The 22,306-nt window shown below is 55.2% G+C and carries 27 protein-coding genes; 9 read left to right on the top strand and 18 right to left on the bottom strand.

Annotation, left to right across the window (positions count from 1 at the left end):
• Positions 1-84: 84 nt before the first annotated feature.
• Positions 85-1,173: an SGNH/GDSL hydrolase family protein gene (locus tag AC2FFB_RS02250; RefSeq protein WP_496712481.1), complete on the top strand. Its 1,089-nt coding sequence runs from the start codon at positions 85-87 to the stop codon at positions 1,171-1,173.
• Positions 1,174-1,275: 102 nt separating this feature from the next.
• Here AC2FFB_RS02250 and rpsI read toward each other — a convergent pair whose 3' ends face one another.
• The 5 genes from rpsI to AC2FFB_RS02225 all read right to left on the bottom strand — a co-directional run bounded on the left by rpsI (position 1,276) and on the right by AC2FFB_RS02225 (position 4,317).
• Positions 1,276-1,761 carry a 30S ribosomal protein S9 gene (rpsI, locus tag AC2FFB_RS02245; protein ID WP_271947073.1) on the bottom strand — a complete coding sequence of 162 codons (486 nt, stop codon included), beginning with the start codon at positions 1,759-1,761 and terminating at the stop codon, positions 1,276-1,278.
• 5 nt (positions 1,762-1,766) lie between these two features.
• Positions 1,767-2,225: a 50S ribosomal protein L13 gene (gene rplM, locus AC2FFB_RS02240; RefSeq protein ID WP_113790645.1), complete on the bottom strand. Its 459-nt coding sequence runs from the start codon at positions 2,223-2,225 to the stop codon at positions 1,767-1,769.
• A 147-nt stretch (positions 2,226-2,372) separates the two neighbouring features.
• Positions 2,373-2,720 carry a GNAT family N-acetyltransferase gene (locus AC2FFB_RS02235; RefSeq protein ID WP_496874446.1) on the bottom strand — a complete coding sequence of 116 codons (348 nt, stop codon included), beginning with the start codon at positions 2,718-2,720 and terminating at the stop codon, positions 2,373-2,375.
• Between the two features lie 14 nt (positions 2,721-2,734).
• Positions 2,735-2,902 (bottom strand): hypothetical protein, encoded by a 168-nt coding sequence (locus AC2FFB_RS02230; protein ID WP_496874445.1) that lies wholly within the window; start codon positions 2,900-2,902, stop codon positions 2,735-2,737.
• Between the two features lie 11 nt (positions 2,903-2,913).
• Positions 2,914-4,317, bottom strand: a complete 1,404-nt coding sequence (locus AC2FFB_RS02225) for an aminotransferase-like domain-containing protein (protein WP_496688042.1) — start codon at positions 4,315-4,317, stop codon at positions 2,914-2,916.
• Positions 4,318-4,416: 99 nt separating this feature from the next.
• On the opposite strand from AC2FFB_RS02225, the gene AC2FFB_RS02220 reads away from it, so the two are divergent.
• Entirely contained in the window at positions 4,417-4,644 is a 228-nt protein-coding gene (locus AC2FFB_RS02220) for a DUF1127 domain-containing protein (RefSeq protein WP_142633870.1), read from the top strand.
• Positions 4,645-4,703: 59 nt separating this feature from the next.
• On the opposite strand, the gene AC2FFB_RS02215 is transcribed toward AC2FFB_RS02220, so the two are convergent.
• Positions 4,704-5,147, bottom strand: a complete 444-nt coding sequence (locus tag AC2FFB_RS02215; protein ID WP_142633872.1) for a PaaI family thioesterase — start codon at positions 5,145-5,147, stop codon at positions 4,704-4,706.
• 58 nt (positions 5,148-5,205) lie between these two features.
• On the opposite strand from AC2FFB_RS02215, the gene AC2FFB_RS02210 reads away from it, so the two are divergent.
• The 4 genes from AC2FFB_RS02210 to gluQRS all read left to right on the top strand — a co-directional run bounded on the left by AC2FFB_RS02210 (position 5,206) and on the right by gluQRS (position 9,138).
• The gene (locus AC2FFB_RS02210) at positions 5,206-5,991 is read left to right on the top strand and encodes an enoyl-CoA hydratase (RefSeq protein ID WP_282021264.1); all 786 of its coding nucleotides are present in this window, start codon (positions 5,206-5,208) and stop codon (positions 5,989-5,991) included.
• Between the two features lie 261 nt (positions 5,992-6,252).
• On the top strand, positions 6,253-7,593 hold the full coding sequence (trmFO, locus tag AC2FFB_RS02205) for a methylenetetrahydrofolate--tRNA-(uracil(54)-C(5))-methyltransferase (FADH(2)-oxidizing) TrmFO (RefSeq protein ID WP_496691256.1): 1,341 nt from the start codon (positions 6,253-6,255) through the stop codon (positions 7,591-7,593).
• Between the two features lie 37 nt (positions 7,594-7,630).
• Positions 7,631-8,245, top strand: a complete 615-nt coding sequence (locus AC2FFB_RS02200) for a class I SAM-dependent DNA methyltransferase (protein WP_496822711.1) — start codon at positions 7,631-7,633, stop codon at positions 8,243-8,245.
• Positions 8,242-9,138 carry a tRNA glutamyl-Q(34) synthetase GluQRS gene (gluQRS, locus tag AC2FFB_RS02195; RefSeq protein ID WP_496874444.1) on the top strand — a complete coding sequence of 299 codons (897 nt, stop codon included), beginning with the start codon at positions 8,242-8,244 and terminating at the stop codon, positions 9,136-9,138. Before AC2FFB_RS02200 ends, gluQRS begins: the two co-directional genes overlap by 4 nt.
• Positions 9,139-9,142: 4 nt before the next feature.
• Here the strand turns inward: gluQRS and hisI are convergent, their stop codons facing one another.
• Positions 9,143-9,532, bottom strand: coding sequence for a phosphoribosyl-AMP cyclohydrolase (hisI, locus tag AC2FFB_RS02190; RefSeq protein ID WP_496874443.1), 390 nt, complete (start codon positions 9,530-9,532; stop codon positions 9,143-9,145).
• A gap of 48 nt (positions 9,533-9,580) precedes the next feature.
• Here hisI and AC2FFB_RS02185 point away from each other — a divergent pair, with 48 nt between their 5' ends.
• Together AC2FFB_RS02185 and AC2FFB_RS02180 are read left to right on the top strand one after the other, a co-directional pair.
• Positions 9,581-10,033, top strand: a complete 453-nt coding sequence (locus AC2FFB_RS02185; protein WP_142633884.1) for an iron-sulfur cluster assembly scaffold protein — start codon at positions 9,581-9,583, stop codon at positions 10,031-10,033.
• Between the two features lie 60 nt (positions 10,034-10,093).
• On the top strand, positions 10,094-10,732 hold the full coding sequence (locus AC2FFB_RS02180; RefSeq protein ID WP_496822705.1) for a MarC family protein: 639 nt from the start codon (positions 10,094-10,096) through the stop codon (positions 10,730-10,732).
• Positions 10,733-10,918: 186 nt separating this feature from the next.
• Here AC2FFB_RS02180 and AC2FFB_RS02175 read toward each other — a convergent pair whose 3' ends face one another.
• The 5 genes from AC2FFB_RS02175 to sciP all read right to left on the bottom strand — a co-directional run bounded on the left by AC2FFB_RS02175 (position 10,919) and on the right by sciP (position 16,584).
• Positions 10,919-11,041, bottom strand: a complete 123-nt coding sequence (locus AC2FFB_RS02175; protein WP_271947060.1) for a hypothetical protein — start codon at positions 11,039-11,041, stop codon at positions 10,919-10,921.
• Between the two features lie 113 nt (positions 11,042-11,154).
• Complete coding sequence (recG, locus tag AC2FFB_RS02170; RefSeq protein WP_496874442.1) at positions 11,155-13,245, bottom strand: ATP-dependent DNA helicase RecG; 2,091 nt, start codon at positions 13,243-13,245, stop codon at positions 11,155-11,157.
• Positions 13,242-15,368, bottom strand: coding sequence for an NAD-dependent DNA ligase LigA (gene ligA, locus AC2FFB_RS02165; RefSeq protein WP_496874441.1), 2,127 nt, complete (start codon positions 15,366-15,368; stop codon positions 13,242-13,244). The genes recG and ligA overlap by 4 nt, the downstream gene beginning before the upstream one ends.
• A 123-nt stretch (positions 15,369-15,491) precedes the next feature.
• Complete coding sequence (gene ctrA / locus AC2FFB_RS02160) at positions 15,492-16,208, bottom strand: response regulator transcription factor CtrA (RefSeq protein ID WP_281972126.1); 717 nt, start codon at positions 16,206-16,208, stop codon at positions 15,492-15,494.
• An 82-nt stretch (positions 16,209-16,290) separates the two neighbouring features.
• On the bottom strand, positions 16,291-16,584 hold the full coding sequence (gene sciP, locus AC2FFB_RS02155; protein ID WP_281972127.1) for a CtrA inhibitor SciP: 294 nt from the start codon (positions 16,582-16,584) through the stop codon (positions 16,291-16,293).
• 129 nt (positions 16,585-16,713) lie between these two features.
• Between sciP and mnmA the strand changes: the two genes are divergently transcribed.
• Complete coding sequence (mnmA, locus tag AC2FFB_RS02150) at positions 16,714-17,859, top strand: tRNA 2-thiouridine(34) synthase MnmA (RefSeq protein ID WP_281994637.1); 1,146 nt, start codon at positions 16,714-16,716, stop codon at positions 17,857-17,859.
• Here the strand turns inward: mnmA and AC2FFB_RS02145 are convergent.
• The 6 genes from AC2FFB_RS02145 to AC2FFB_RS02120 all read right to left on the bottom strand — a co-directional run bounded on the left by AC2FFB_RS02145 (position 17,856) and on the right by AC2FFB_RS02120 (position 22,305).
• Positions 17,856-18,437: a cadmium resistance transporter gene (locus AC2FFB_RS02145; protein WP_281994638.1), complete on the bottom strand. Its 582-nt coding sequence runs from the start codon at positions 18,435-18,437 to the stop codon at positions 17,856-17,858. The two genes, mnmA and AC2FFB_RS02145, sit on opposite strands and share 4 nt — an antisense overlap.
• The gene (gene lpxB, locus AC2FFB_RS02140) at positions 18,437-19,594 is read right to left on the bottom strand and encodes a lipid-A-disaccharide synthase (protein WP_281994639.1); all 1,158 of its coding nucleotides are present in this window, start codon (positions 19,592-19,594) and stop codon (positions 18,437-18,439) included. Before lpxB ends, AC2FFB_RS02145 begins: the two co-directional genes overlap by 1 nt.
• Positions 19,594-20,388: an LpxI family protein gene (locus AC2FFB_RS02135; RefSeq protein ID WP_496708432.1), complete on the bottom strand. Its 795-nt coding sequence runs from the start codon at positions 20,386-20,388 to the stop codon at positions 19,594-19,596. The genes lpxB and AC2FFB_RS02135 overlap by 1 nt, the downstream gene beginning before the upstream one ends.
• Before the next feature lie 4 nt (positions 20,389-20,392).
• A complete protein-coding gene (gene lpxA / locus AC2FFB_RS02130; protein ID WP_271947043.1) occupies positions 20,393-21,178 on the bottom strand; it encodes an acyl-ACP--UDP-N-acetylglucosamine O-acyltransferase in 786 nt (261 codons plus the stop codon).
• The gene (gene fabZ / locus AC2FFB_RS02125) at positions 21,175-21,648 is read right to left on the bottom strand and encodes a 3-hydroxyacyl-ACP dehydratase FabZ (RefSeq protein WP_496874440.1); all 474 of its coding nucleotides are present in this window, start codon (positions 21,646-21,648) and stop codon (positions 21,175-21,177) included. Before fabZ ends, lpxA begins: the two co-directional genes overlap by 4 nt.
• 72 nt (positions 21,649-21,720) lie before the next feature.
• Positions 21,721-22,305 (bottom strand): OmpH family outer membrane protein, encoded by a 585-nt coding sequence (locus tag AC2FFB_RS02120; protein WP_496874439.1) that lies wholly within the window; start codon positions 22,303-22,305, stop codon positions 21,721-21,723.
• Position 22,306: the final 1 nt, after the last annotated feature.

Genomic DNA, 22,306 nt, shown 5'->3' with positions numbered 1-22,306 from the left:
CAGAAATGTGTTTTGTGCGTCCTCGTCATTACCACGAAAACGGGACCAATTCAGTAAATGGTATTCTAGGTAGTTAGATAAAAAATGCGGTCAAAAATTCTGAACTTTCTGATCATCGTGATGATCTCTGCAACGCTTCTTGCTGGTGTGGAGCTGGGCATCCGTTGGCTGTCACCACAAGGCGTTCTGACAACATATCCAGAGGGTGGTCCACTTGGATTGAAGGACCCGGTCGTCGGGCATACGAACAGGCCAAACACTGTCGTCGCCATCAATGCACCAGAGTTCACGGTCGAGTATAAAGTCGACGAAAACGGGTTTCGTGAAACGCGTTTTCCAGCCAATGCCGCAGACGATGGAAGCACCATCAAGATCCTGCTGCTGGGGGATTCATTTACCTTCGGCGCTTCAAACGAGCTGGGCAATATCTGGCCTGAACTTTTGGCCCAGAAATTCCTGGATGAAGGCATGTCTGTGCAGCTGATCAACGCAGGCGTGCCGGGATATAACACATCTCAACAGGCGCTGTATCTTGAGCGGTTAAGCGAAAAATATAACCCCGATATTGTGCTGGTGACCTTTCTTCCCAACGATATGTTTGCAAATGAGCCTATTCGGACCGTTGATGGCGTTGATGTCGCTTACAGCGATGTCAGCTCGGTTGTGGGGTCCGGGAATATCAAGAAATCCTCGCTGCACTCGGTCACGATGTTAAAGCGAATGCTGATGGCCAACGATCAGAGCTATACCCAACTGTACCTGATGACGCCGCGAAAGGCGTTTTTCACCACCCCGATGAGCGAGCTGTTTCAGGCCAAAGTCGAGACGACAAAGCAGGTGTTTACCCGCATGGCCACCTTCACACAGTCGCAGGGATCCGAGCTTGTGGTCGTGTCTGTCCCACAGTTGTTTCAGGTTCTCCAGGCCGCAAAAACATCTTCTGATCCCGAGGTTGATCCCGGCCTACCCGACCGCCTGATGGAGGGTGTGGTGGCCGAGCAAGGATTTCAGTGGCACGAAGCGTTGCCCTACCTCACCGAAGAATACAGCTCCACAGGTAAAGATCTGTATTTCAGATACGATGGTCATCTGAATGCCGACGGCAACAGGGTTCTGTCTGATTTCATGTTCCAGATTCTGGCCCCGCTGATCGAAACCAAAGCAGCTGGCTGAGTTCGAAAACAGATTCGGCAAACCAAATCCCAATCAACAAAAGAAAAACGGCCGCAACATTGTGCGGCCGTTTGAAACAGTCTTGAAGGTTCGTGCCAGCGATTAACGCTTGGAGAACTGGAACGAACGACGCGCTTTGCGCTTACCGTATTTCTTACGTTCCACAACGCGGCTGTCGCGGGTCAGGAAACCAGCGGCTTTCAGTGCGCCACGCAGCGACGGATCGTACAGTTGCAGCGCTTTCGAGACGCCGTGCTTGACCGCACCGGCCTGACCGGTCAGGCCACCGCCTTTGACGGTTGCAACAACGTCGAACTCACCTTCTACGCCGGCAACCTGAAACGGCTGGCGCAGGATCAGCTGCAGAACGGGGCGTGCAAAGTACACGTCCTGGTCTTTGCCGTTCACGGTGACCTTACCGGAACCCGGCTTGATCCAAACGCGGGCAACAGCGTCTTTACGCTTGCCGGTGGCATAGGCACGACCCAGTTCGTCGCGTACGGGTTCACGCACGATGACTTCTTCGGCCACAACTTCAACGCCTGCTACGGCGCTCAGCTCTTCGAGAGTATTGATCTGATCAGCCATGGTCATTAGCTCCGGGTGTTTTTCTTGTTCATGGATGCAACATCCAGAACTTCGGGCGCTTGCGCCTCATGGGGATGCTCGGCACCGGCATAAACACGCAGGTTGGTCATAACCTGACGCGATAGGCGGTTGCCCGGCAGCATGCGCTTGACCGCCTGGGTCACGACGCGCTCGGGGTATTTGCCCTCGAGGATCTGCTGCTTGGTGCGCGACTTGATGCCGCCCGGGTGGCCAGTGTGCCAGTAGAAGTTCTCTTCGCGCTTCTTGCCGGTCATCTGGATTTTGTCAGCGTTGATCACGATGACATTGTCGCCCATGTCCATGTTCGGGGTGAACGACGCTTTGTGCTTGCCACGCAGACGCATGGCGACGATCGAGGCAAGACGGCCCAGAACAACGCCCTCGGCGTCGATCAGGATCCATTTCTTGTCGATGTCTGCAGGTGTTGCAGAAAAGGTTTTCATGGCAGGATAGTCCTGTTTGATGTGAAAGACCGCCCCCATACGGAGCGGTCCGAATTCGATGGATGGGGTTTAAACCCACGCGAAAGGCGGGTCAATACACGCAAATCAGTTTTAACTTAGCAAAAACAATGTATTACAAAATAGGTATTATTTTACCCCATGTTTTTGCCAATCTTTTTCCGTCAATACCCAACGCATCCACTGCCCAGCCCCGGTACCAAGAACAAGTTGCCGGGTATCAACGTACCGCGCCCCAAGTTTCGCGGTCCCTTTTTGTGATCGCAAGTTGGTTAGGTCGATATGAAACCAGACCTCATCCAGTTCGCCGAACACCTGATTTACCATCAGCGATTTGATCGCCCGATTGCTGGCTCCGCCCCAGTGATCACGGGTGATAAAGCTGTATCCGATGCCGATGCCCCCGGGAACTTCGGGAGGCTCATAATAGCGAGAGCACCCGATGACCCGGCCTGTCGCCTCTTCGTGTACTGTCACTGACCCACCTGCGCTCAACAGAAAATCGAAATAAGGGGCGAAAACTTCTTCTGATGGCGGGATTTGGCGGGATGCCCGGCCCAAATCAACGGATCGCTGGCTGCAAGGTGCAGGTCTTCGAAGTCACTTTTGAGCATCGGTGTGACGACAAATCCCCTGTCCCGCATTTCCCGAATATCCATTAAGCGTCCCCTTACACCGAAATCTGTTCGGGTGGATTATCCAGCAAACGCCTGAGACGCTGCATTGCGTCCTCGAATTGATCCAACGATACATGCCCGTTCATGGCAATGCGCACCGCATTGGGCGCGCGCCCGTCACGCAAAGCAAACTCATCGGCAGACCGCAGTTGAATTCCCTCTCGCTCGGCTGCGCGGCTGAACGCAGCCGCTCGCCAACCAGAAGGCAAGTTCAGCCAGACAAAAGGTACATCTGAGGCCCAGTTCAGGTCGAACCCACCCAGGGCGTTTACGGCCACGCGCACATATTCCCCCATCCGGGTCCGGACATCTTTTGCGATTTGGCGCGTCCGCGGATCAGACAACATCAGCCGCGCCAGTTCGGCAAGCGGCTGAGCAAGGCCAAAATAGCCATATTCCGCTGAACGGCGCAGATCAACGCTGCGCTCGCGCGGCGCTATGGCAAACCCGACACGCAGTGCGGGCGTCAAGATCTTCGAGATCGACGACACATGCCATCCCCTTTCCGGCGCCAGGGCGCGATAGCTGGGCGCTCTTGCATCACCCATGCGGTAGCAGTCGTCTTCGATTATCTGGACGCCAAACCGCCGCGCGATTTCCACAACTTCTTTGCGGCGTTCCAGTGGCGTATGTGAGCCGGTCGGATTTTGAACCTCGGGTGAGACACATATGGCCTGCGCCGCCGACTGGCGAAGGACATGCTCCATAGCGTTGGGATCCACGCCCCATTTGTCCATCTTTACGCCAACGACCTCTGCACGCATCAACTCACCGGCGCGTCGGAACCCCGCGTATGACAGATCCTCAACCAGAACGATCGGCTTTGGTCCGCGTAATATTGTCTGAAATACAAGGCAAAGGCCGTTTTGTCCGCCGTGGGTCAGAACGATATCGTCCTGCGAAATTGGTCCCAATGGCAAATCGGAAAGCCAATCTACAACAGCCTGTCGCATAGGTTTATACGCATCGCGGGTTGGATAGTTCATAAACAGGCGTGGATCGGATTGTGCCACTTTCTGCATACATTCGCGGATCAGGGCCACCTGCCCCATATCGGCGAGCCTTGGGCTGAACAGGCTGACATTGGCTTCATATTTGTCATCTCTGAGATGAAGTTGCCGAGCCCAGACATCATCGAGCAGAGGCGCCTTGGGCGGGGCCACAAATGTACCACGTCCTACTTCGGCGCTGAGCAGACCTTCGTCTGTGAGTATCGTATAGGCGCGCGCAACGGTGCCCGGTGTGATTTGTAACCTATAGGCAAGTTCCCGCACCGGCGGCAGCTTTGTACCGACTTCCAAAAGATTGTTATCTATAGCTTTTCGAATTGTATCGGCGACCAGTGTATATTTTGGCCCTTTGGATTTAGGCAGTGACTCTGGCCAAATTGTATCCATTACAATTCTTCCTTTGATTGCAGCGCAATTCTGAATGTATCAATTGTTCATACCGAACATATTACGTTTGTGTCAATACAATTTGAAAGGAAACCCAAGATGACACGCGCAATGCACAACCCCGCCCTGATAGCGCTTAACGACAGCCCCCGGCTGCCGCTGATTGCCGCACTGGCCGTGCGGTTTGCGGCGACGGTCACAAAATGGGAGCGGCAACGCCGCAGCCGAATTAACTTGTCCAATCTCGATGACAGGCTGCTGAAGGATGTGGGCCTGACTAATTATCAGGCCAGACGAGAGATCGAACGCCCTTTTTGGCAGGGCTAGGTAATCCCCAGTCCCTATATGGGACCTCTTCCTTGGCCGGGTTTATCCCGGCCATTTTTTCACCCAAAAGCTGCCGCAGCTGACCCCTCTGGTGGTAAAGAATAGGTCATCGTTGCGCGAGCGACGGGTTTGTCTGACCCTTCCGAAAATATTAGAACGTCACCTACGGCAAGGGTTTTTCCTAGCTTCAGCAAGGTGCAGCGCGCAATCAAATCTGCATTTCCATCCGGTTTACGCATGAAGTCCATTGAACAACCGGTTGTCACGGCCAGAGACTGCTGGCCCCTGCGCGCCAGGATCAGTGCGTAAACGCTTACATCAGCTAATCCAAACATAGACGGCCCCGAGACGGTCCCACCGGGGCGCAAATGACGATCGCCAACGGCAAGTCTCATGACGATGGACTCTTCGGTCAGATCCTGGACCGAATAATCCTGACTGACCTGGGGGAAGATTTGGCTCATATAATCCTCCAGTTCCTCCCGATTCATTGCCAATGACATACTTCCCCTCCTGGATTTGCCGACCTAGAGTTGGCCTCACATCAGATCGGAGGGCAAGATGGGAATTCTGGAACGAAATGACGCAGACGCCGTGGCTAGGCTTACAATGAATGCGCCAGACCGACTCAACGCCCTAAGTGACGAAATGCTGGCTGCGCTGCAGACTGAACTTGATGCTCTGCGCGAAGACAGTTCCATCCGGGCGGTGATCCTTTCTGGTAAAGGCAAAGCTTTTTGTGCGGGTCATGATCTGAAACAGATGACAGCTGGGCGCCAATCTGAAGACGGCGGCAAAGCCTATTTCCAGGACCTATTCAATCGCTGTGCGAAAATGATGCTTTCGATTCAGTCGCTTCCGCAGCCGGTTATTGCCCAGGTGCACGGCATTGCTACGGCGGCCGGATGCCAGTTGGTTGCAACCTGCGATCTTGCTGTAGCTGCCGAAGGGACGCGGTTTGGCGTAAACGGTGTGAATATCGGGCTGTTCTGTTCGACCCCAATGGTTGCTCTTAGCCGAAACATTCCACGCAAACACGCCTTCGAGATGTTGACGACCGGAGATTTCATTCCGGCGTCACGAGCTGCTGAGCTGGGTCTTGTCAATCGCGTGGTGCCAGAAATGCTGTTGGAGCATGAGGCTGTTTCACTGGCCGAGCAGCTTGCCTCCAAACTGGGATCTGCCGTGAAAGTCGGAAAACAGGCCTTCTACCGCCAGTTGGATATGCCATTGGATCAGGCCTATTCCTATACCGGCGAGGTAATGGCTCAGAATATGATGCATCGGGATACCGAAGAAGGAATATCTGCATTTATCGGAAAAAGAGATCCAAATTGGAGCCAATAAGGAATTTGTCATGCATATTTTTCCGCAATGTCGCCATTTTTGGACTTTTCAAATGGGCGTTACTGTGACAATGCTGAGACGAGGCTGAGGCCTTGAACACTTTTTGGGTCGCCGTGGGCGGAAGGTCCCTCCGAGCTGGTTTCTCTCACTGGCGCAGACATTCCCGCATCGGCGACCCCAAAAATCCCTTGAAAACATGATTTCCCGTGCGCCATCGCTGCTGTGTTGCGTTGTGATCTTCTGTGCCCTATGTGGCAGCTTATGACACAGAAATTGCATATCGTGGGCGGCGGCATGGCCGGGTCCGAGGCCGCATGGCAGGCGGCGGAAATGGGCGTTGAGGTCGTGATTCACGAAATGCGCCCAAAAGTCGGAACTTTTGCGCATCAGACCGGCAACTTGGCCGAGATGGTCTGCTCGAACTCATTCCGGTCGGATGATGACGAACAGAACGCCGTTGGACTGCTGCATTGGGAAATGCGCGAGGCCGAAGGGTTGATCTTGAAAACGGCAGATGCGCACCGACTTCCGGCCGGGGGCGCATTGGCTGTGGATCGCGATCCGTTTGCGGAATCTGTGACGGCCAGGTTAAAGGCTCACCCCCTTGTCGAAATCACTGGCGAAGAAGTGACCGCCCTGCCCGATGACGGCCAATGGATTTTCGCCACCGGCCCTCTTACGTCTGCTGGATTGGGAGAAGCAATCCGCGCGGAAACCGGCGCCGAGTCGTTGGCGTTCTTTGATGCCATTGCACCAATCGTATATGCAGACAGCATCGACATGAGCAAAGCTTGGATGCAATCTCGGTATGACAAGGGTGAGACCGAAGAAGAACGCACCGCTTACCTGAATTGTCCGATGGACCGAGAACAGTACGACGCCTTCATCGACGCCCTGCTGGCCGCGGACAAGACCGAGTTCCATGAAGGAGAGACCGCAGGCTATTTCGATGGCTGTCTTCCGATAGAGGTTATGTCCGAGCGGGGTCGTGAAACGTTGCGCCACGGACCGATGAAGCCGGTCGGCCTGACGAACCCGCATCAGCCCGAGGTAAAGCCCCATGCGGTGGTTCAACTGCGCCGGGATAACGCGCTAGGCACATTGTTCAACATTGTCGGCTTTCAGACCAAGATGAAATACGGAGCCCAAACCGATGTGTTCCGCATGATTCCGGGGTTGGAGAATGCCAGTTTTGCGCGGCTGGGCGGTATTCATCGCAATACGTTCATCAATTCTCCGACATTGCTGGATTCCCAGATGCGACTGAAATCAAAGCCCAATATCAGGTTCGCTGGTCAGATTACCGGTGTCGAAGGTTATGTGGAAAGCGCCGCGATGGGTCTTTTGGCCGGACGTCTGGCTGCTGCCGAGATGTTGGGCCGTACCGTTCCCGAAGTTCCGCAGGACAGTGCCATGGGCGCTTTGATCCACCACATTACTGGCGGTGCCGAGGCAAAGACATTCCAGCCAATGAACGTGAATTTCGGTCTGTTCCGTCCTGTCGATGGGTTAAAAGGCGGTCGGCGTGGCCGAAAAGACCGCTACAAGGCCTATACTGACCGGGCCAAGGAAGAATGGACCAAGTGGCTGGCGCATTGGTGACTGGACGGGTCCGGCCCCGACGTCCTAACATATCGGTATGAGCGATAAATTCCTAAAGGATGTCTATGGGCTGGATTCGCCTCAGGCGACCAAAGCACATTATCAAAAATGGGCCTCGTCTTATGATGATGAGGTTGGGTCAAACGGTTATGCGACCCCGGGACGTATCGCCCGGGCTCTCTGGTCGCAATTACCTGAAACGAAAACCCCAATTCTGGACTATGGCTGCGGTACCGGTCTGTCGGGTGTCGCACTGAACGCGGTAGGATTTGAGGTCATCGACGGAATAGACCCCACCCCCCAGATGTTAGAGGGCGCTCTTACAAAGGGGGTTTATCGCAACCTAACCAGTTTCGACATCACAGATCCCAACCCTCTGCAAGCTGGCGCATATAAAGTAATCACAGCGATCGGAGTCATCGGCGTCGGCGCCGCACCGCCAGAGACACTGGATATGCTCCTAAACGCATTGCCATCACACGGTCTTTTAGCTTTTTCTTATAATGATCATACGCTTGAAGATCACAGCTATACCGTTCGCCTAAGTGAGTGGCTGGATATGGGCGCAGCACGATTGCTGTTCCGGGAATATGGCCCGCACCTTCCGGGAATGGACATGAAGTCTGACGTTTATATTGTTGAAAAAGTGTGACTTTAGTAACCAGATTTGCACCATCACCTACAGGACCGCTGCATCTCGGCCACGCTTATTCGGCGATGTTGGCCCATGATTTTGCAAAGTCGAATAATGGGCTGTTTTTGCTGAGAATCGAGGACATCGACCGATCTCGCTCGCGCCCGGCATGGGAAACCCAGATTTACGATGATTTGCATTGGCTTGGCCTGTCTTGGCCTGAACCGGTGCTGTGCCAATCCACGCGAACCGCAATCTATGATGCCGCGCTAGACGATCTGTGGTCGCGGGGGCTGCTGTACCCGTGCAGCTGCAACCGAAAAGACATCGCCAACGCGGCCAGCGCTCCCCAGGAAGGAGCCCCACTTCTTGGTCCGGACGGGATTATCTATCCGGGGACGTGTCGCACACGTTGGAAACAACAGGGTTCATCGGGTAAGCCACGCCCGCTTAGTATTCCGTTGCGATTGGATATGGCCGAAGCTTTGCAACAAACATCCAGCCTGTTTCAGATCGATAAAAACACTGCATGGTTTCAAGAGATTGGAGAAGGTCCAGGCGCTGAATCCGGCGGTGTCCGGTTCACACAGGCAGAGATGTTGGAAACGGTTGGGGATGTCGTTCTGTCGCGCCGGGATATAGGCACGTCGTATCACTTGTCGGTCGTTCTGGATGACGCTGCACAAAAAGTTACGCATGTGGTTCGCGGTCAGGATCTGTTCGAAGCCACACGTATCCACGTTCTGCTACAGGCGTTGTTGAATTTGCCGACACCCATCTACCTGCATCATCGCCTGATACGCGATCAGGCCGGCAAACGGCTGGCTAAACGCGACGATGCGCGTGCCATTGCCAAGTTTCGCGACGAAGGGGCGACGCCCGAAGATATTCGGGCGATGGTCGGGCTTTGACCGATCAGGCCATGGGGGCCATGAGTTCGACCTCGTCCCCGTCTCTGACCGCTGTGTAAAAGCACGACCGACGGTTGGTGTGGCAGGCCGGACCGGTCTGGCGCACAAGGACAAGCAGGCAATCCCGGTCGCAATCCACGCGGAGATCAACCAATTCCTGCACATGGCCCGAGCTTTCGCCCTTGATCCAGATTGACTGGCGCGAGCGGGACCAATAGGTAACGCGTCTGGTTTCAAGCGTCTTTTCAATGGCGCTCTGGTTCATCCAGGCCATCATTAATACCTCGCCCGTATTTTCGTCCTGAGCGATGGCCGGAATCAGCCCGGCCTCGTTGAATTTCAAACTCGATGCATCGAACGCGACTGAGGAAGACATGACAAAAACCTTTTGCATCCCGGTGGATGGCCACTATGTATTGGGAACATTCAACGAGGGAAAGCCATGTCCGGCGAGAATGACCTGATAAAGCTATACTCTGGCCGAATTCTGGCCCTTGCTGCTGACATTCCACATCTAAGCCGGCTTGATGACGCTGACGCTACGGTGAAAAAACGCTCGCCCCTATGCGGGTCGACCATCACGGTTGATGTCAAAGTTCAGGATGGCAGAATTTCAGAGTTCGGTCAGGACGTGAAAGCCTGCGCTTTGGGACAGGCCTCCGCTTCGGTTGTTGGCGGGGCAATCGTCGGAACAACGCGTGCCCAGGTCGAAAAGGCGCGCGAGCAACTGTCCGCGATGCTGAAAAAGGATGGATCGGCACCCGAGGCCCCATTTGATGGGCTAGAGGTTTTGATGCCCGCACGGGAATATAAGAACCGCCATGCCTCGATCCTGCTGGTTCTTGATGCAACCGCAGAGGCGTTTGAACAGGCGGAACGTGCAAATTGCGCCTAAACATGGTTTTGACGGGCAAAACGTTATAGCCTTTCGGAATAAACGAAGGGAATTTCAGTTTTGAACGGTTTACTTGAGCATTTTGTCACGCTTTGGGTTGTTATTGATCCTATTGGAACAATCCCGGTCTTCATCGCTGTTACCGCAGGGCTTGGGGCCGCCGCACGCCGTAAGATGGCGCTTTTGGCCTCGCTTATAAGCGCCGGGATTCTATTGTTTTTCCTGGTCTTCGGGCAACTGCTGATCGAGGCACTGGATATCGGCCTGAACTCTTTTCAAGTCGCTGGCGGCATTATCCTATTCCTGTTCGCGCTGACCATGATTTTTGGCGAGCCCAAACAGGAAGTCGAGCAGCGCGCTGCCGAGGACGACATCAAAGACGAACTCCACAAACACAACCCAGCGATCTTTCCTCTTGCCGTCCCCTCGCTTGCCTCACCAGGTGCGATGCTGGCCATCGTCATCTTGACCGATAACAACAGGTACAGTGTTGCTGATCAGGGGATCACGGCTTTGGTCATGCTGTCGGTTGTTGCGATTGCCTTTGTCCTGATGTTGCTGGCCGAGCCGATCATTCGGCTGATCGGCCATTCAGGCGCCGCCATCATCAGCCGTGTCATGGGGATGATCCTGGCATCGGTCGCAGTGAACTCGGTTCTGTCGGCGTTGTTGGAAATTATGAAAACCGGTCAGCTCTAAAAAAAACCGCCGCACCTTTCGGGCGGAAAGGGCGGCGGCAGGTAATGCGTTTCTCATGTGGGGTCCGGATATCCGCGCGGGGCCGAGGCATGGCCCTTCAAGGGTATTGGGACAGGCAGGTCACCCTTGATTGAAATGGGGATGACAAGCGCGGCGTGATCGGCATGAGATCGCAGGCAGAAAGACTTAATACGTTCCGGGAAGATGAAGTGCGACCATAAGTATGACCACCAGTGCAACCGCACCTGCTGCGTCCTGCAGCAGCGTCGACTGGGAACGATTTAGGGTGGTCTTGATCTGGGTCAGCATATGGGTTCCTCCGGTCAGGGTTTTAATCCTTTGTTGACCTTTTGTTCTCATATTTTGCTGCCTTGGTAAAGAACTTTTTGAGAACATTTGTGAACTAATGTTCCTGTTTTCGTCTAACCAACTGATATCAAACGGATTGCCTGATCCTGTTTCATCAGCCACAAAAGAACACGAGCCGCCTTGCCCCTTTGCGTTTCAAGTTTGGCGTCCACGCCCAGCAGAGCCCTTGCGTCAGACTGCGCAACTGCCATCAAACCGGCCTGCCTTTCCAAATCGGCGATACGGAACTTCGGCAGACCTGACTGCGCGGTACCGATCAGATCGCCCGCTCCGCGCATTTGCAGGTCTGTCTCAGAGATTTTGAACCCGTCTTCGGTTTCGCGCAGAACTTCCAGCCTTTTGCGCCCCCCTTCGCCGAGGGGCGGCTGATACATCAGCAGACATGTCGATTCTGCCTCGCCTCGCCCAACACGACCGCGAAGCTGATGCAGCTGCGCCAGGCCAAAAATCTCGGCCCTTTCGATAACCATGATCGAGGCATTTGGAACATTCACGCCAACCTCGATTACCGTGGTCGCCACCAGAACTTTGGTTTGCCCCTGCTGAAATGCCTTCATCGCTGCGTCTTTGTCGGCGGGCGGCATTTGGCCGTGAACCAGCCCCACTATCCCGTCCCCCAAAATGGCACGCAGCCTTTTGAACCGTTCCTCGGCAGCGGTCAGATCCGAGACTTCGGATTCATCGACAAGCGGGCAAACCCAGTAGCATTGGCGGCCCTCAGCAATAGCTTTTTGCAGATGCGAGACAACTTCTTGAATCCGTTCAGTGCTCACAACCGCTGTTTTGACAGGTTTTCGCCCCGGTGGCTTTTCATCAAGCACGGACACGTCCATGTCACCGTATTGAGTCAGGGCCAGACTGCGTGGGATCGGCGTTGCAGTCATGACCAGAACATCTGCTCCCTTGCCTTTTTCCGAAAGCTCCATGCGTTGACGGACCCCAAATCGGTGCTGTTCGTCGACGATTGCCAGCCGTAATTCCTGAAACGCGACATCGCTTTGAAATACGGCGTGAGTGCCCACCAAAATGTGAATATCCCCCCGTTGAAGCGCCAACAGCTTGGCACGCCGATCCGCCCCCTTGTCACGACCGGTCAGGATTTCCAGAACCACGCCCGCCTCTTCGGCGAGGGGGCGCAACCCTTCCAGATGCTGCTGAGCGAGTATCTCGGTTGGGGCCATCATGACGCCCTGCCCGCCCGCCTCGACCGCGACCAGTAGTGCCATGAACGCAACCAGAGTCTTGCCGGACCCAACATCCCCCTGAAGCAATCTGTTCATGCGCGTATCGGAGGCCATATCCCCTGCGATCTCTTGAATTGCGCGCTGTTGGGCGTTGGTGGGCTTGTATGGCAGGTTCGACAACACACGGGATTGCAGCTTGCCCGTACCAGCGCTGGCGATCCCCTTGACCCTGCGCTCTCGTTGGCGGGCCAATGCCAAGGTCAGTTGATGCGCGAACAGCTCATCATAGGCCAAACGCTCATGCGCTGGAGAAAAAGACGCTACATCATCCGCACCCTGCGGATTATGCGCTGCTTGTACAGCGCTCAACCAGTCTGGCCAGTTCTCTTTTGCGACCTGCGCGGGATCAATCCATTCCGTCAATTCCGGCGCAAGTGTAACCGCGCTACGCGCGGCCTTGAAGGCAGTTTTCTGGGTCAGCCCCTGGGTCAAATGATAGACAGGCTCAAACTCAGGGATATCCTTTGCGTCCGCAGGCGGCAGCATGTGATCCGGGTGAACCATCTGAGCGATGCCGTCGAAAAGCTCGATCTTGCCAGAAATCACCCTGCGCGCGCCCTGAGGGAGCACTTTTTGCAAGTAGTCGCCGCGGGCATGAAAGAACACCAACTGAAATTCAGTCTGGCTGTCTTCAACATGGACACGATAGGCACCGCCCTTGTTTCTAGGGGGGCGATGGATGCCAACGGTGACTTCTACGGTCAGCGTCGAGGGCAAATCGACGCCTTGAATGGTATCGCGCCTGCGCCGATCAATCACCGCATATGGCAGCCCGAACAAGACGTCGCGCGGGGTCTCGACACCTGACTGCGCCAAGACCTGAGCCGTTTTCGGCCCCACGCCGTCAAGCGTTTCCAGCCGCGAAAACAGCGGGAACAGAGATTCGGGCCGACCACTCATTTGCCGTCGATCAGCTGCAACCAGCCATCTTCGTCGAGCGTCTCGATCCCAAGTTCAGCCGCCTTTTTCGCCTTTGATCCAGCACCCGGTCCTGCAACCAAAAGATCGGTTTTCTTGCTGACCGACCCCGACACTTTGGCGCCCAATGCCTCGGCACGAGCCTTGGCCTCGGCGCGGGTCATCTTTTCAAGCGTTCCCGTAAAAACCACGGTCTTCCCCGCAACAGGGCTGCCCGGGGTATCGGGCCGTTTCGCGTCTTGGACATCAAGCTGAGCCACAAGATCGTCGATACTCTGCCGTTCGGCAGGTTGGGCGAAGGCTGAAACCAATGCGCGGGCCATAACCTCACCAACACCGTCAACGTTCAGCAGCTCATCCCATTCTGACCCGGTCTGACTATGCGCTATGGTAACCGCTTTTTCCAGCTCATCCCATGATCCGTAATGCGTTGCGATTAGGTTCGACGCTGCCTCGCCGACATGTCGAATGCCCAGTGCAAACAGTAACCGACCCAGTGGAATAACTCGTTTTTCATCAATCGCTTGCCACAGATTGGTGGCGCTCTGCGCCCCCCATCCCTTGCGATTAGCCAGCCTGTTCAGGTTCGCACTATCTCGTTGTTTCAGAGTAAAAATATCAGCCGGGGTCCGAACTGGCAGATCGGGATCGTCATAGAACATTTCAATCTGCTTTGCTCCAAACCCTTCGATATCAAAGGCCTTGCGTGAGACGAAATGCTTCAATTTCTCAACGGCTTGCGCAGGGCAGATAACACCGCCGGTACAGCGACGGACCGCGTCACCTTCCTCGCGGATCGCATCGCTGTGACATTCAGGGCATTTTTCCGGGAAGATGAACTTTTCGGCATCATCCGGGCGTTTCGAAATGTCGACATCGGCAACCTTCGGGATCACATCGCCGGCGCGATAAACCTGAACCCAGTCGCCGATCCGAATGTCTTTGCCTTCGCGTATCTCGCCGCCTTTTGCGTCTTTACCAGAAATGTAATCTTCGTTGTGCAACGTTGCGTTCGACACGACCACACCGCCGACAGTAACCGGGTGCAGCCTGGCCACCGGGCTCAGCGCGCCGGTGCGGCCAACCTGAATGTCGATCGCTTCAAGACGGGTCCAGGCAAGCTCGGCCGGAAATTTATGCGCAATTGCCCAGCGGGGTGTGCTGGACCGGAACCCAAGCCGTGATTGCAGCGCAAGATCGTTTACCTTGTAGACCACACCATCAATGTCATATCCAAGCGTCGCACGCTGCAGCTCGATGCTGCGATAGTGATCCAGAATCTGCTTTGTATCCGTGCATAAACGGGTTAGCGGGTTGGTTGAAAATCCGAATTCCTTCAGGCGCTGTATGGCTTCGTATTGGGTGCTTGCCAGAGGCTCAGACAGCTCCCCCCAGGCATAAGCAAAAAACTTGAGGGGACGAGAACGGGTAATTGCGGAATCCAACTGACGAAGGGATCCTGCGGCGGCATTTCGCGGGTTGGCGAAGGTTTTTTCGCCTTTCTTGGACTGGCTCTCATTTAGACGATCAAAGTCGTCGTGAGACATATAGACCTCGCCGCGAACCTCAAGGATGTCTGGTGCGCCGGTGATTGCCTGTGGAATATCCGATATGGTTAGCGCATTTGCGGTAACATTTTCCCCGACTTCTCCGTCTCCCCGTGTGGCCGCATGGACAAGCCTACCCCTCTCATACCGAAGCGAAAGGGAGAGACCGTCGATCTTGGGCTCAGCCGTATAGCTCAATCCCGTCTCGTCATCCAACCCTAGATATTTTCGGACAGACCGATCGAAATCAGAGACGTCCTCGTCATGAAAAGCGTTGCCCAAAGACAGCATGCGCACGGCATGTGAAATCTTGGAGAACCCATCGGCGGGGCGGGCACCAACGATATCCGATGGGCTGTCAGATCGCTTGAGTTGCGGAAATCGCGACTCGATTTCTGAGTTTCTGAGTTTCAGCGCATCATAGTCGGCATCAGAAATCTCGGGGGCGTCTTTCTGGTGATACAATGCGTTCGCATGATGTAAAAGCCCAGCCAGCCGCGCCAATTCATTGCGTGCCTGATCTTCCGTCAGGTCTGATACTGAAATGGAATTGCTCATGCCCTCGCCCCGTCAAATGTTCTTGGAGTTCAGTGATAGGGCGAGGGCATGGCTAGGTCCAGACGTGCTGTTCAGTGAGCGAGGGTGTCGCCCCGGACCCTTGGCGACGAAAAACTTGCGCGCCTAGGCGCCAACCGCAATGCGAGGTTCATCGACGCTGTTTTTCTGAGGATCGCGCAACACATATCCCCTGCCCCAGACGGTCTCGATATAATTTGCGCCGTCGGTGGCATTGCTAAGTTTTTTGCGCAATTTGCAGATAAAGACGTCAATGATCTTCAATTCGGGCTCATCCATTCCCCCATAGAGATGGTTAAGGAACATCTCTTTGGTCAGGGTTGTTCCCTTTCGAAGGCTCAGAAGTTCGAGCATTTGATATTCTTTGCCGGTCAGGTGAACGGCCTTGCCTTCCACTTCGACGGTTTTCGCATCCAGATTCACTGCAACGCGCCCGGTGTGGATTATGGATTGAGAATGCCCTTTTGAGCGGCGAATAATGGCGTGGATACGTGCAACCAATTCTTCTCTATGGAATGGTTTGGTCAGATAATCGTCAGCACCAAATCCGAAGCCTTTAATTTTACTTTCTGTATCGTCGGCCCCCGACAGGATCAGGATCGGCGTTTCCACCCGCGCAACCCGCAACTGGCGCAGCACTTCATGCCCGTTCATATCCGGAAGGTTGAGATCAAGGAGGATCAGGTCGTAATCGTAAAGTTTTGCGAGGTCGATCCCTTCTTCGCCTAAATCTGTCGCATATACGTTCAGATTGGCATGTGTCAGCATCAGTTCGATGCTTTTGGACGTGGTTGGATCATCCTCGACAAGAAGTATACGCATTTACTGCTCCAATTCAGCTCAATTTACCAATTAAAATCGAGCCTGCTCAAAAATGGTTAATCTGACGTTACCGTTGAATCATTTATTCACGCTCTCCTTTAGGTTGTCGATATTTTTTTATCGTAGTGACCTTTAATGCGTCCGTTCCGTGTTCTGCGACCGCAGAAACCCAGGAATTAAATTCTTCGTCGCTGAGGCCATATTGGTTTTTGGCTTCCGAAAGCGTAATCAATCCGTAAAGAACGCCACGGACTACAATCGCCTTACGGGATGCCACCCAGCGGGTTGTCTCTTTTGGCGGCAGATCAGCCCGGGATAAAACCGTTCCATCCGGCAGGGTTACCGACCTGGGCCCCTCTACTTTGTGCAAATACATCTTTCGGTCCTCTTCGTGCTGCGACAAAGCTGACACCATGCTACTTAATGTGTTGTGAAACCGCCCCTTGAGAGTATCTAGAATTTTCCTATATTCTGCCGATCTTTCTTAACCCGTACTGGAACCGTCATGGCCCTCGACACCGAGACACCGCTGAACTCTCTTGGCTTTGCCAAGCCCCCGTCTGAAACACGGGTGGTTGTTGCCATGTCCGGAGGCGTGGACAGCTCGGTCGTGGCCGCGCATTTGGCGGATCAGGGGTATGACGTCATCGGCGTCACCCTGCAACTGTACGACCACGGTGCTGCCTTGGCCAAAAAGGGGGCCTGCTGTGCGGGTATCGACATTCACGATGCGCGCCGCGTGGCCGAGGAACGCGGGTTTCCGCATTACGTTCTGGATTATGAGAACATCTTCAAGGACGCCGTGATCGACGAATTCGCCGACAGCTATCTGGCCGGTGCGACGCCGGTTCCCTGCATTCGCTGTAACGAACGGGTGAAATTCAAGGACCTGCTGGAAACCGCCAAGGATCTTGAGGCTGATTGCATGGCCACCGGCCACTATATTCAGCGCAAGACAGGCCCCAACGGGCCGGAATTGCACAGCGCCGAGGATGCCAACCGCGATCAATCCTATTTCCTGTTCTCGACGACCCCGGAACAGCTGGATTTCCTGCGCTTTCCACTGGGCCACCTGCCCTCCAAGGACGCAACGCGCGAAATGGCTGCGCAATATGGGTTGGCTGTTGCCGACAAGCCCGACAGTCAGGACATCTGTTTCGTGCCCAACGGCAACTATGCCAGCGTCATCGAAAAGCTGCGCCCCGGCGCGGCGGAACCGGGTGAGATCGTTCATGCGGATGGTCGTGTGCTGGCCCAGCATAACGGGGTAATCCACTATACCATTGGTCAGCGCCGCGGGCTTGGTATCGGAGGCCTCAGCGATCCGCTTTACGTGGTGAAGCTGGATGTCGACAAAAAACAGGTTGTGGTTGGCCCCAAAGAGATGTTGGCCACCCGCACCATTCCGGTGCGTGAAATCAACTGGCTGGGCGATGAGCCGTTTACGTCACGCGATGAATGGCACGTCCTGGTCAAGGTTCGCTCGACCCGACCCCCGCGTGAGGCCATCATCCGCCCACTTTCGGAAACCACGGCCGAGGTCGAGTTGCTGACCCCGGAAGAAGGTGTGTCGCCCGGTCAGGCCTGTGTCTTCTATGCATCCGAAGGCAGCCGCATCTTCGGCGGCGGTTGGATTTGGCGCGGATACTAAACTGCGTCGGTCCACGAGTTGCTGAGAATATAAAGACCAGCGCAGATCATCACGTAAGGAACAAGCATCTCAAGCTTGCGCGCGATGCGACCACTGATGAGCGGAGATTTGGCGCCCAGCAGCGCCAGCGTGGCCAATCCTACCACGGCAAGCCCTGCGCCGAAGGCTCCGGCGATCCGAAAGCCTAGCGTTGAATCCGCCAATAACGGCGCCAGAACGGCCAAAGTGTCCATCGACAGGCTGGTAAACAGTAAGGTTGTCACCAAAATTGACGCTCCGGCTTCGAGATGCGCCGGTGTATCGGCGCCCTGCCCGCGCCATTGGCGGATGGCGGCCAGACAGCCCAGTGTCAGCGGGATCATCCCCAGATACCCGGCCCAGCCCGGTATCACGCCCTCGATCCCCATGGCGAACAGCAAGGACGCCGAAATCACCAAGCCCTGTGCGAACAGAAAGCCAAAGACGGCCCGCTTGTCCCCTGACACCAAGATCAGCGCCACCAAGGCGGCAAGATTATCCAGATTGGTCAGTATCAATGCCAGAAAGGCCGAAAAACCAAAGAGGATGAACTCGGCCATCAGGACGGCATTCTGGCCAACACGGCCTTTGCAGCTCTGAAACCAGGGGCGTCGCCGCCACGGCCCAGGCGTTCCATTGTCAGATCCATCGCGCTGCGCTGCGCGTCAGGTTTCAGGGCGACCTCTCGTAGCGCTACGGCAATCTTGTCCGGCAGGCAGTCATCCAGCAGGCATTCCGGGATGGAACGCGTTTCCGAGACAAGATTGACCAATGTAACCGTGTCCAGATTGACCATACGTACTGCCAGTTTCTGGGTCAGCCAGCTGAGGCGGTAGGCAATCACCATGGGTGTTGCTTGGGCTGCAAGTTCAAGCGACACGGTACCCGATGCCGCCAGAGCAAGGTCCGCTGCGGCAAAAGCTGCGCGTTTCTGCTGAACCGCCTCTTCGGTCGGAACATTGCGCGGGTCGATCACGACGGGATTGCCTGGCCATGTCTGCAGATGTTCGGTTACGGCCTCGACCATATGTGCAACCGCCGGAACAATAACCCGCGTACCCGGCCGGTCGGCTAGGAATTGCCCCAGGGCCTGACCAAATACAGGGGCCAGACGGTCAACCTCACCCTTGCGCGACCCCGGCAAGGCAAGAACCAGCGGAGCATCCCCAAGATCATAGGCGGCGCGAAACTCCTGGATATCGCGATCTGAGGCGATGGGTTCGCTTGCAACCGGATGGCCAACAAAATCGCATTCCATCCCGGCGCGTTCCATATAGGGCGGCTCAAACGGAAGCAACGCCAGCACATGGTCGATGACCTTGGCCATCTTATCCGCACGCCCCGGTCGCCACGCCCAAACGCTGGGGGCCACATAGTGGACGGTTCGAGTATCGCTTGCCGCTTTGACCAGCTTGGCAACGCGCAACGAGAAGTCCGGACTGTCGATGGTGATCAATACGTCAGGTTTGGTGTCCAGCACGGCCTGCGCTGTCTCAGATATCCGGCGCTTGAGGTGAAAGAATTTTGGCAATACCTCAATCAGGCCCATCACTGACAATTCGGACATCGGAAAGCGGCTGTTCAGACCCTGGGCCTGCATCAATGGTCCGCCGACCCCGTCGAATGTAACATCTGGGACAAGGGCACGTAGCCCTTCCATCAACGCGCCGCCCAATCGATCGCCCGAAGGTTCGCCGGCGACCAGAAACACCCGCATCAGTTGGTTCGCTCACGCACATAAAGGAACAAACCCAGGCGATCGCACTCAGCAATTACACGTTGTCGCTGCAATACAAGCACCCCGCCTTTTTCGATCACGATCCCGGACAAACCAGCTGCGACGGCGCTGGAAATGGTTTCGGGTCCAATAGCTGGCAGATCCGCGCGAAAGTCCTGATCGGGCTTTGGACCCTTGAAAAGCACCCCACCCCCCGCATCGGGCCGTTGAGTCAGAGACTCGAGCATCCATGCGGTGCCAAAAATTCCTTCGATCGCCAAAGCCTGCCCTTTGGAAACTGCACAGGCCTGGCCGATATCAGCTGCCCCCATGGCACGCAGGATACTGGATGCCCGATCCGCATCTGCGCGATCCGCGTCTGAGGGCTGTGCCTCTGTCAAACAACCAAGCGGAGGCAGCAGTTCAGGCGCAATCTCATGCGCGGCACGGACATTCAGGCCCGAGTTTTCGAATATCCCAATGACAGCCCGTAATGCGCCGTCATCGCCGGATTGAATCGCCTGCACCAGAATAGGCACCAACGGCATCGTCGCGGCATCAATGCGCGACGGGTCAACGGCGGGACGTTGAACCGCTCCGGCCATACAGATTTCAGTTACGCCACGGGTTTTGAGATCCGCGATGAATGATCCAAGCTGTTCCAGCGGGAAAACGATGTCGGCAGACAGAGTATCCGGGGCAAAGCCTTCCATCGCACAGATCAAGGGCCGTTCAGCCAGACAGGAAACCACTTCGTCCGGCAACACACCTGTTCCCGCGATCAGTGCCAACATGATATTACTTCCTCGGTGTCAGAAAGGACCGATCCGAATCGCCGGTTACGAAATTGACGATTTCGCGGACATATTCGCTTTCGGCATCTTCACCCAAGCGCTTGGCGCGGTCCATAAAAGTTCCGTCACCATCGGACAATTCGCGAAACGCTGCGCGTAAAGCTGAAATATCAGCTCGTGCGACACCGCGCCGTTTGAGGCCAACAAGATTCAGGCCGTCCAGCTCGCCGCGAGGCGCTTGAACAAGCCCATAGGGAATCACGTCGTTGGGCACCATCGTCAGCGCGCCGATAATCGCCCCGCGGCCCACACGAACCCATTGATGCAAACCCGAAATCCCGCCGACGATAACATCGTCTTCGATAATGCAATGTCCCGCGGCACCAGAATGGTTCACCATGATCACGCGATTGCCAATCTGAACGTCGTGAGCCACGTGAACACCAGCCATCAGCAAACAGTCATCGCCAATCCGGGTTACACCGCCACCGCCGTCTGTGCCAGAATTCACTGTTACATGTTCACGGATACGGTTTCGTTTGCCAATTTCCAGCCGCGTATCTTCACCGCCGAACTTAAGGTCTTGCGGGATTTCACCGATGACCGAAAAATTGAAGATTATGGTGTCTTCATCCACCTCGGTGTCACCAGTAACAACAACATGCGACTTAAGTTCTACCCGGTCTTTCAACCGCACCCTTGAACCAACAAAACAAAAAGGGCCGATGACACAGCCCTCTCCGATCTGAGCACCGTCTTCGATGATTGCGCTAGGGTGAATGCCACTCATGTTGTCTTTTCCATGTCCCAATCAACATAGGCCGAGAACTCAGCTTCGGCTGCGACCTCTCCATCAACCGTGGCCCTGCCAGAGAACTTGAAAATCTTGCCACCCTTCTTGCCGCGCACAGTTTCAACATGCATCTCGAGCACGTCACCGGGCACGACTTTGCGGCGGAACTTGCACTTGTCGATATTCATGAAATAGATCAACAAGTCGCTGTCGATGACATCCATCCCAACGCCAAGCATAACACCTGCGGTCTGCGCCATTGCTTCAACAATGGTCACACCAGGCATAATCGGTGTACCAGGAAAATGGCCCTGGAAATGCGGCTCGTTCATAGTGACGTTCTTGATGCCGACCGCTGACTGAAAGCCTAAAATCTCGACCACCTTGTCGACCAGCAGAAACGGATAGCGGTGCGGCAATATCCGTTGAATCAGCTGAATGTCGGCGCTTTTGGTGTCCGTGCTCATAGTTCTGATATCCTGTTCTGGATTTCTCTTTTCAATGTGGTTAGCAACACCGCGACCCGAGGGCAAGCAAACCTATTCGCCTGTACCTTCGTCAAGTGTTGTTCCATCACCAATGGCTGTATCAATTCGAGTGATGGCGGCATCTGTCACATCGGACAGATCCGAACTGAGAAACACGCTGGAGCGTTGAATAATGACAGAGGCGCCAGATTCGCGCAAAAGATCGATCAATACTGGGCGGGCGAGTTCAAAAAACATCTGTCGTGCATCTTCACTGCGACGCGCAAGGGCATCAAGCTTGGCGCGCTGCCCTTCTCGGTGGTTCTGAACCTTTCTGTCGAACGCCTCTGCGAGGGGACGAAATTCTTCAGCAGACAGAGAGGCGCGCTTTTCGGTGAGGTCCTTCTCCTCCGCGCTGAGCTCTGCAACGATCCGCTCGTTCTCGGCAGCCAGCAGAGCCCCTTCTGCTTCGATCTCACTGAGAATGCGACGTCCAAACGCCGAGTCAGAAAACAACCGTTCGCTGGAGATTGTCAGGACGCTGGCTTGTGTCACGCCAAGCTGCTGTCCGGTAACCGGTCCTGCCAGGGTTAAGGTCAGAAAAAGACACAGGGCCCGAATGGGGCCCTGCATATAGGTTTGAAGACTACCTCGCATC

This window comes from Ruegeria sp. YTSA219 (assembly GCF_059609985.1).
Note: the sequence above shows the minus strand (reverse complement) of the source record. Positions and strands in the feature narration are given on the sequence as shown.

Bases quoted from the DNA above. Each gene is read 5' to 3' on its own strand.
- AC2FFB_RS02250 (WP_496712481.1), top strand. From the start codon at position 85: ATGCGGTCAAAAATTCTGAACTTTCTGATCATCGTGATGATCTCTGCA.
- rpsI (WP_271947073.1), bottom strand. From the start codon at position 1,761: ATGGCTGATCAGATCAATACTCTCGAAGAGCTGAGCGCCGTAGCAGGC.
- rplM (WP_113790645.1), bottom strand. From the start codon at position 2,225: ATGAAAACCTTTTCTGCAACACCTGCAGACATCGACAAGAAATGGATC.
- AC2FFB_RS02230 (WP_496874445.1), bottom strand. From the start codon at position 2,902: ATGGATATTCGGGAAATGCGGGACAGGGGATTTGTCGTCACACCGATG.
- AC2FFB_RS02225 (WP_496688042.1), bottom strand. From the start codon at position 4,317: ATGGATACAATTTGGCCAGAGTCACTGCCTAAATCCAAAGGGCCAAAA.
- AC2FFB_RS02220 (WP_142633870.1), top strand. From the start codon at position 4,417: ATGACACGCGCAATGCACAACCCCGCCCTGATAGCGCTTAACGACAGC.
- AC2FFB_RS02215 (WP_142633872.1), bottom strand. From the start codon at position 5,147: ATGTCATTGGCAATGAATCGGGAGGAACTGGAGGATTATATGAGCCAA.
- AC2FFB_RS02210 (WP_282021264.1), top strand. From the start codon at position 5,206: ATGGGAATTCTGGAACGAAATGACGCAGACGCCGTGGCTAGGCTTACA.
- trmFO (WP_496691256.1), top strand. From the start codon at position 6,253: ATGACACAGAAATTGCATATCGTGGGCGGCGGCATGGCCGGGTCCGAG.
- AC2FFB_RS02200 (WP_496822711.1), top strand. From the start codon at position 7,631: ATGAGCGATAAATTCCTAAAGGATGTCTATGGGCTGGATTCGCCTCAG.
- hisI (WP_496874443.1), bottom strand. From the start codon at position 9,532: ATGCAAAAGGTTTTTGTCATGTCTTCCTCAGTCGCGTTCGATGCATCG.
- AC2FFB_RS02185 (WP_142633884.1), top strand. From the start codon at position 9,581: ATGTCCGGCGAGAATGACCTGATAAAGCTATACTCTGGCCGAATTCTG.
- AC2FFB_RS02175 (WP_271947060.1), bottom strand. From the start codon at position 11,041: ATGCTGACCCAGATCAAGACCACCCTAAATCGTTCCCAGTCGACGCTG.
- recG (WP_496874442.1), bottom strand. From the start codon at position 13,245: ATGAGTGGTCGGCCCGAATCTCTGTTCCCGCTGTTTTCGCGGCTGGAA.
- ligA (WP_496874441.1), bottom strand. From the start codon at position 15,368: ATGAGCAATTCCATTTCAGTATCAGACCTGACGGAAGATCAGGCACGC.
- ctrA (WP_281972126.1), bottom strand. From the start codon at position 16,208: ATGCGTATACTTCTTGTCGAGGATGATCCAACCACGTCCAAAAGCATC.
- sciP (WP_281972127.1), bottom strand. From the start codon at position 16,584: ATGTATTTGCACAAAGTAGAGGGGCCCAGGTCGGTAACCCTGCCGGAT.
- mnmA (WP_281994637.1), top strand. From the start codon at position 16,714: ATGGCCCTCGACACCGAGACACCGCTGAACTCTCTTGGCTTTGCCAAG.
- AC2FFB_RS02145 (WP_281994638.1), bottom strand. From the start codon at position 18,437: ATGGCCGAGTTCATCCTCTTTGGTTTTTCGGCCTTTCTGGCATTGATA.
- lpxB (WP_281994639.1), bottom strand. From the start codon at position 19,594: ATGCGGGTGTTTCTGGTCGCCGGCGAACCTTCGGGCGATCGATTGGGC.
- AC2FFB_RS02135 (WP_496708432.1), bottom strand. From the start codon at position 20,388: ATGTTGGCACTGATCGCGGGAACAGGTGTGTTGCCGGACGAAGTGGTT.
- lpxA (WP_271947043.1), bottom strand. From the start codon at position 21,178: ATGAGTGGCATTCACCCTAGCGCAATCATCGAAGACGGTGCTCAGATC.
- fabZ (WP_496874440.1), bottom strand. From the start codon at position 21,648: ATGAGCACGGACACCAAAAGCGCCGACATTCAGCTGATTCAACGGATA.
- AC2FFB_RS02120 (WP_496874439.1), bottom strand. From the start codon at position 22,305: ATGCGAGGTAGTCTTCAAACCTATATGCAGGGCCCCATTCGGGCCCTG.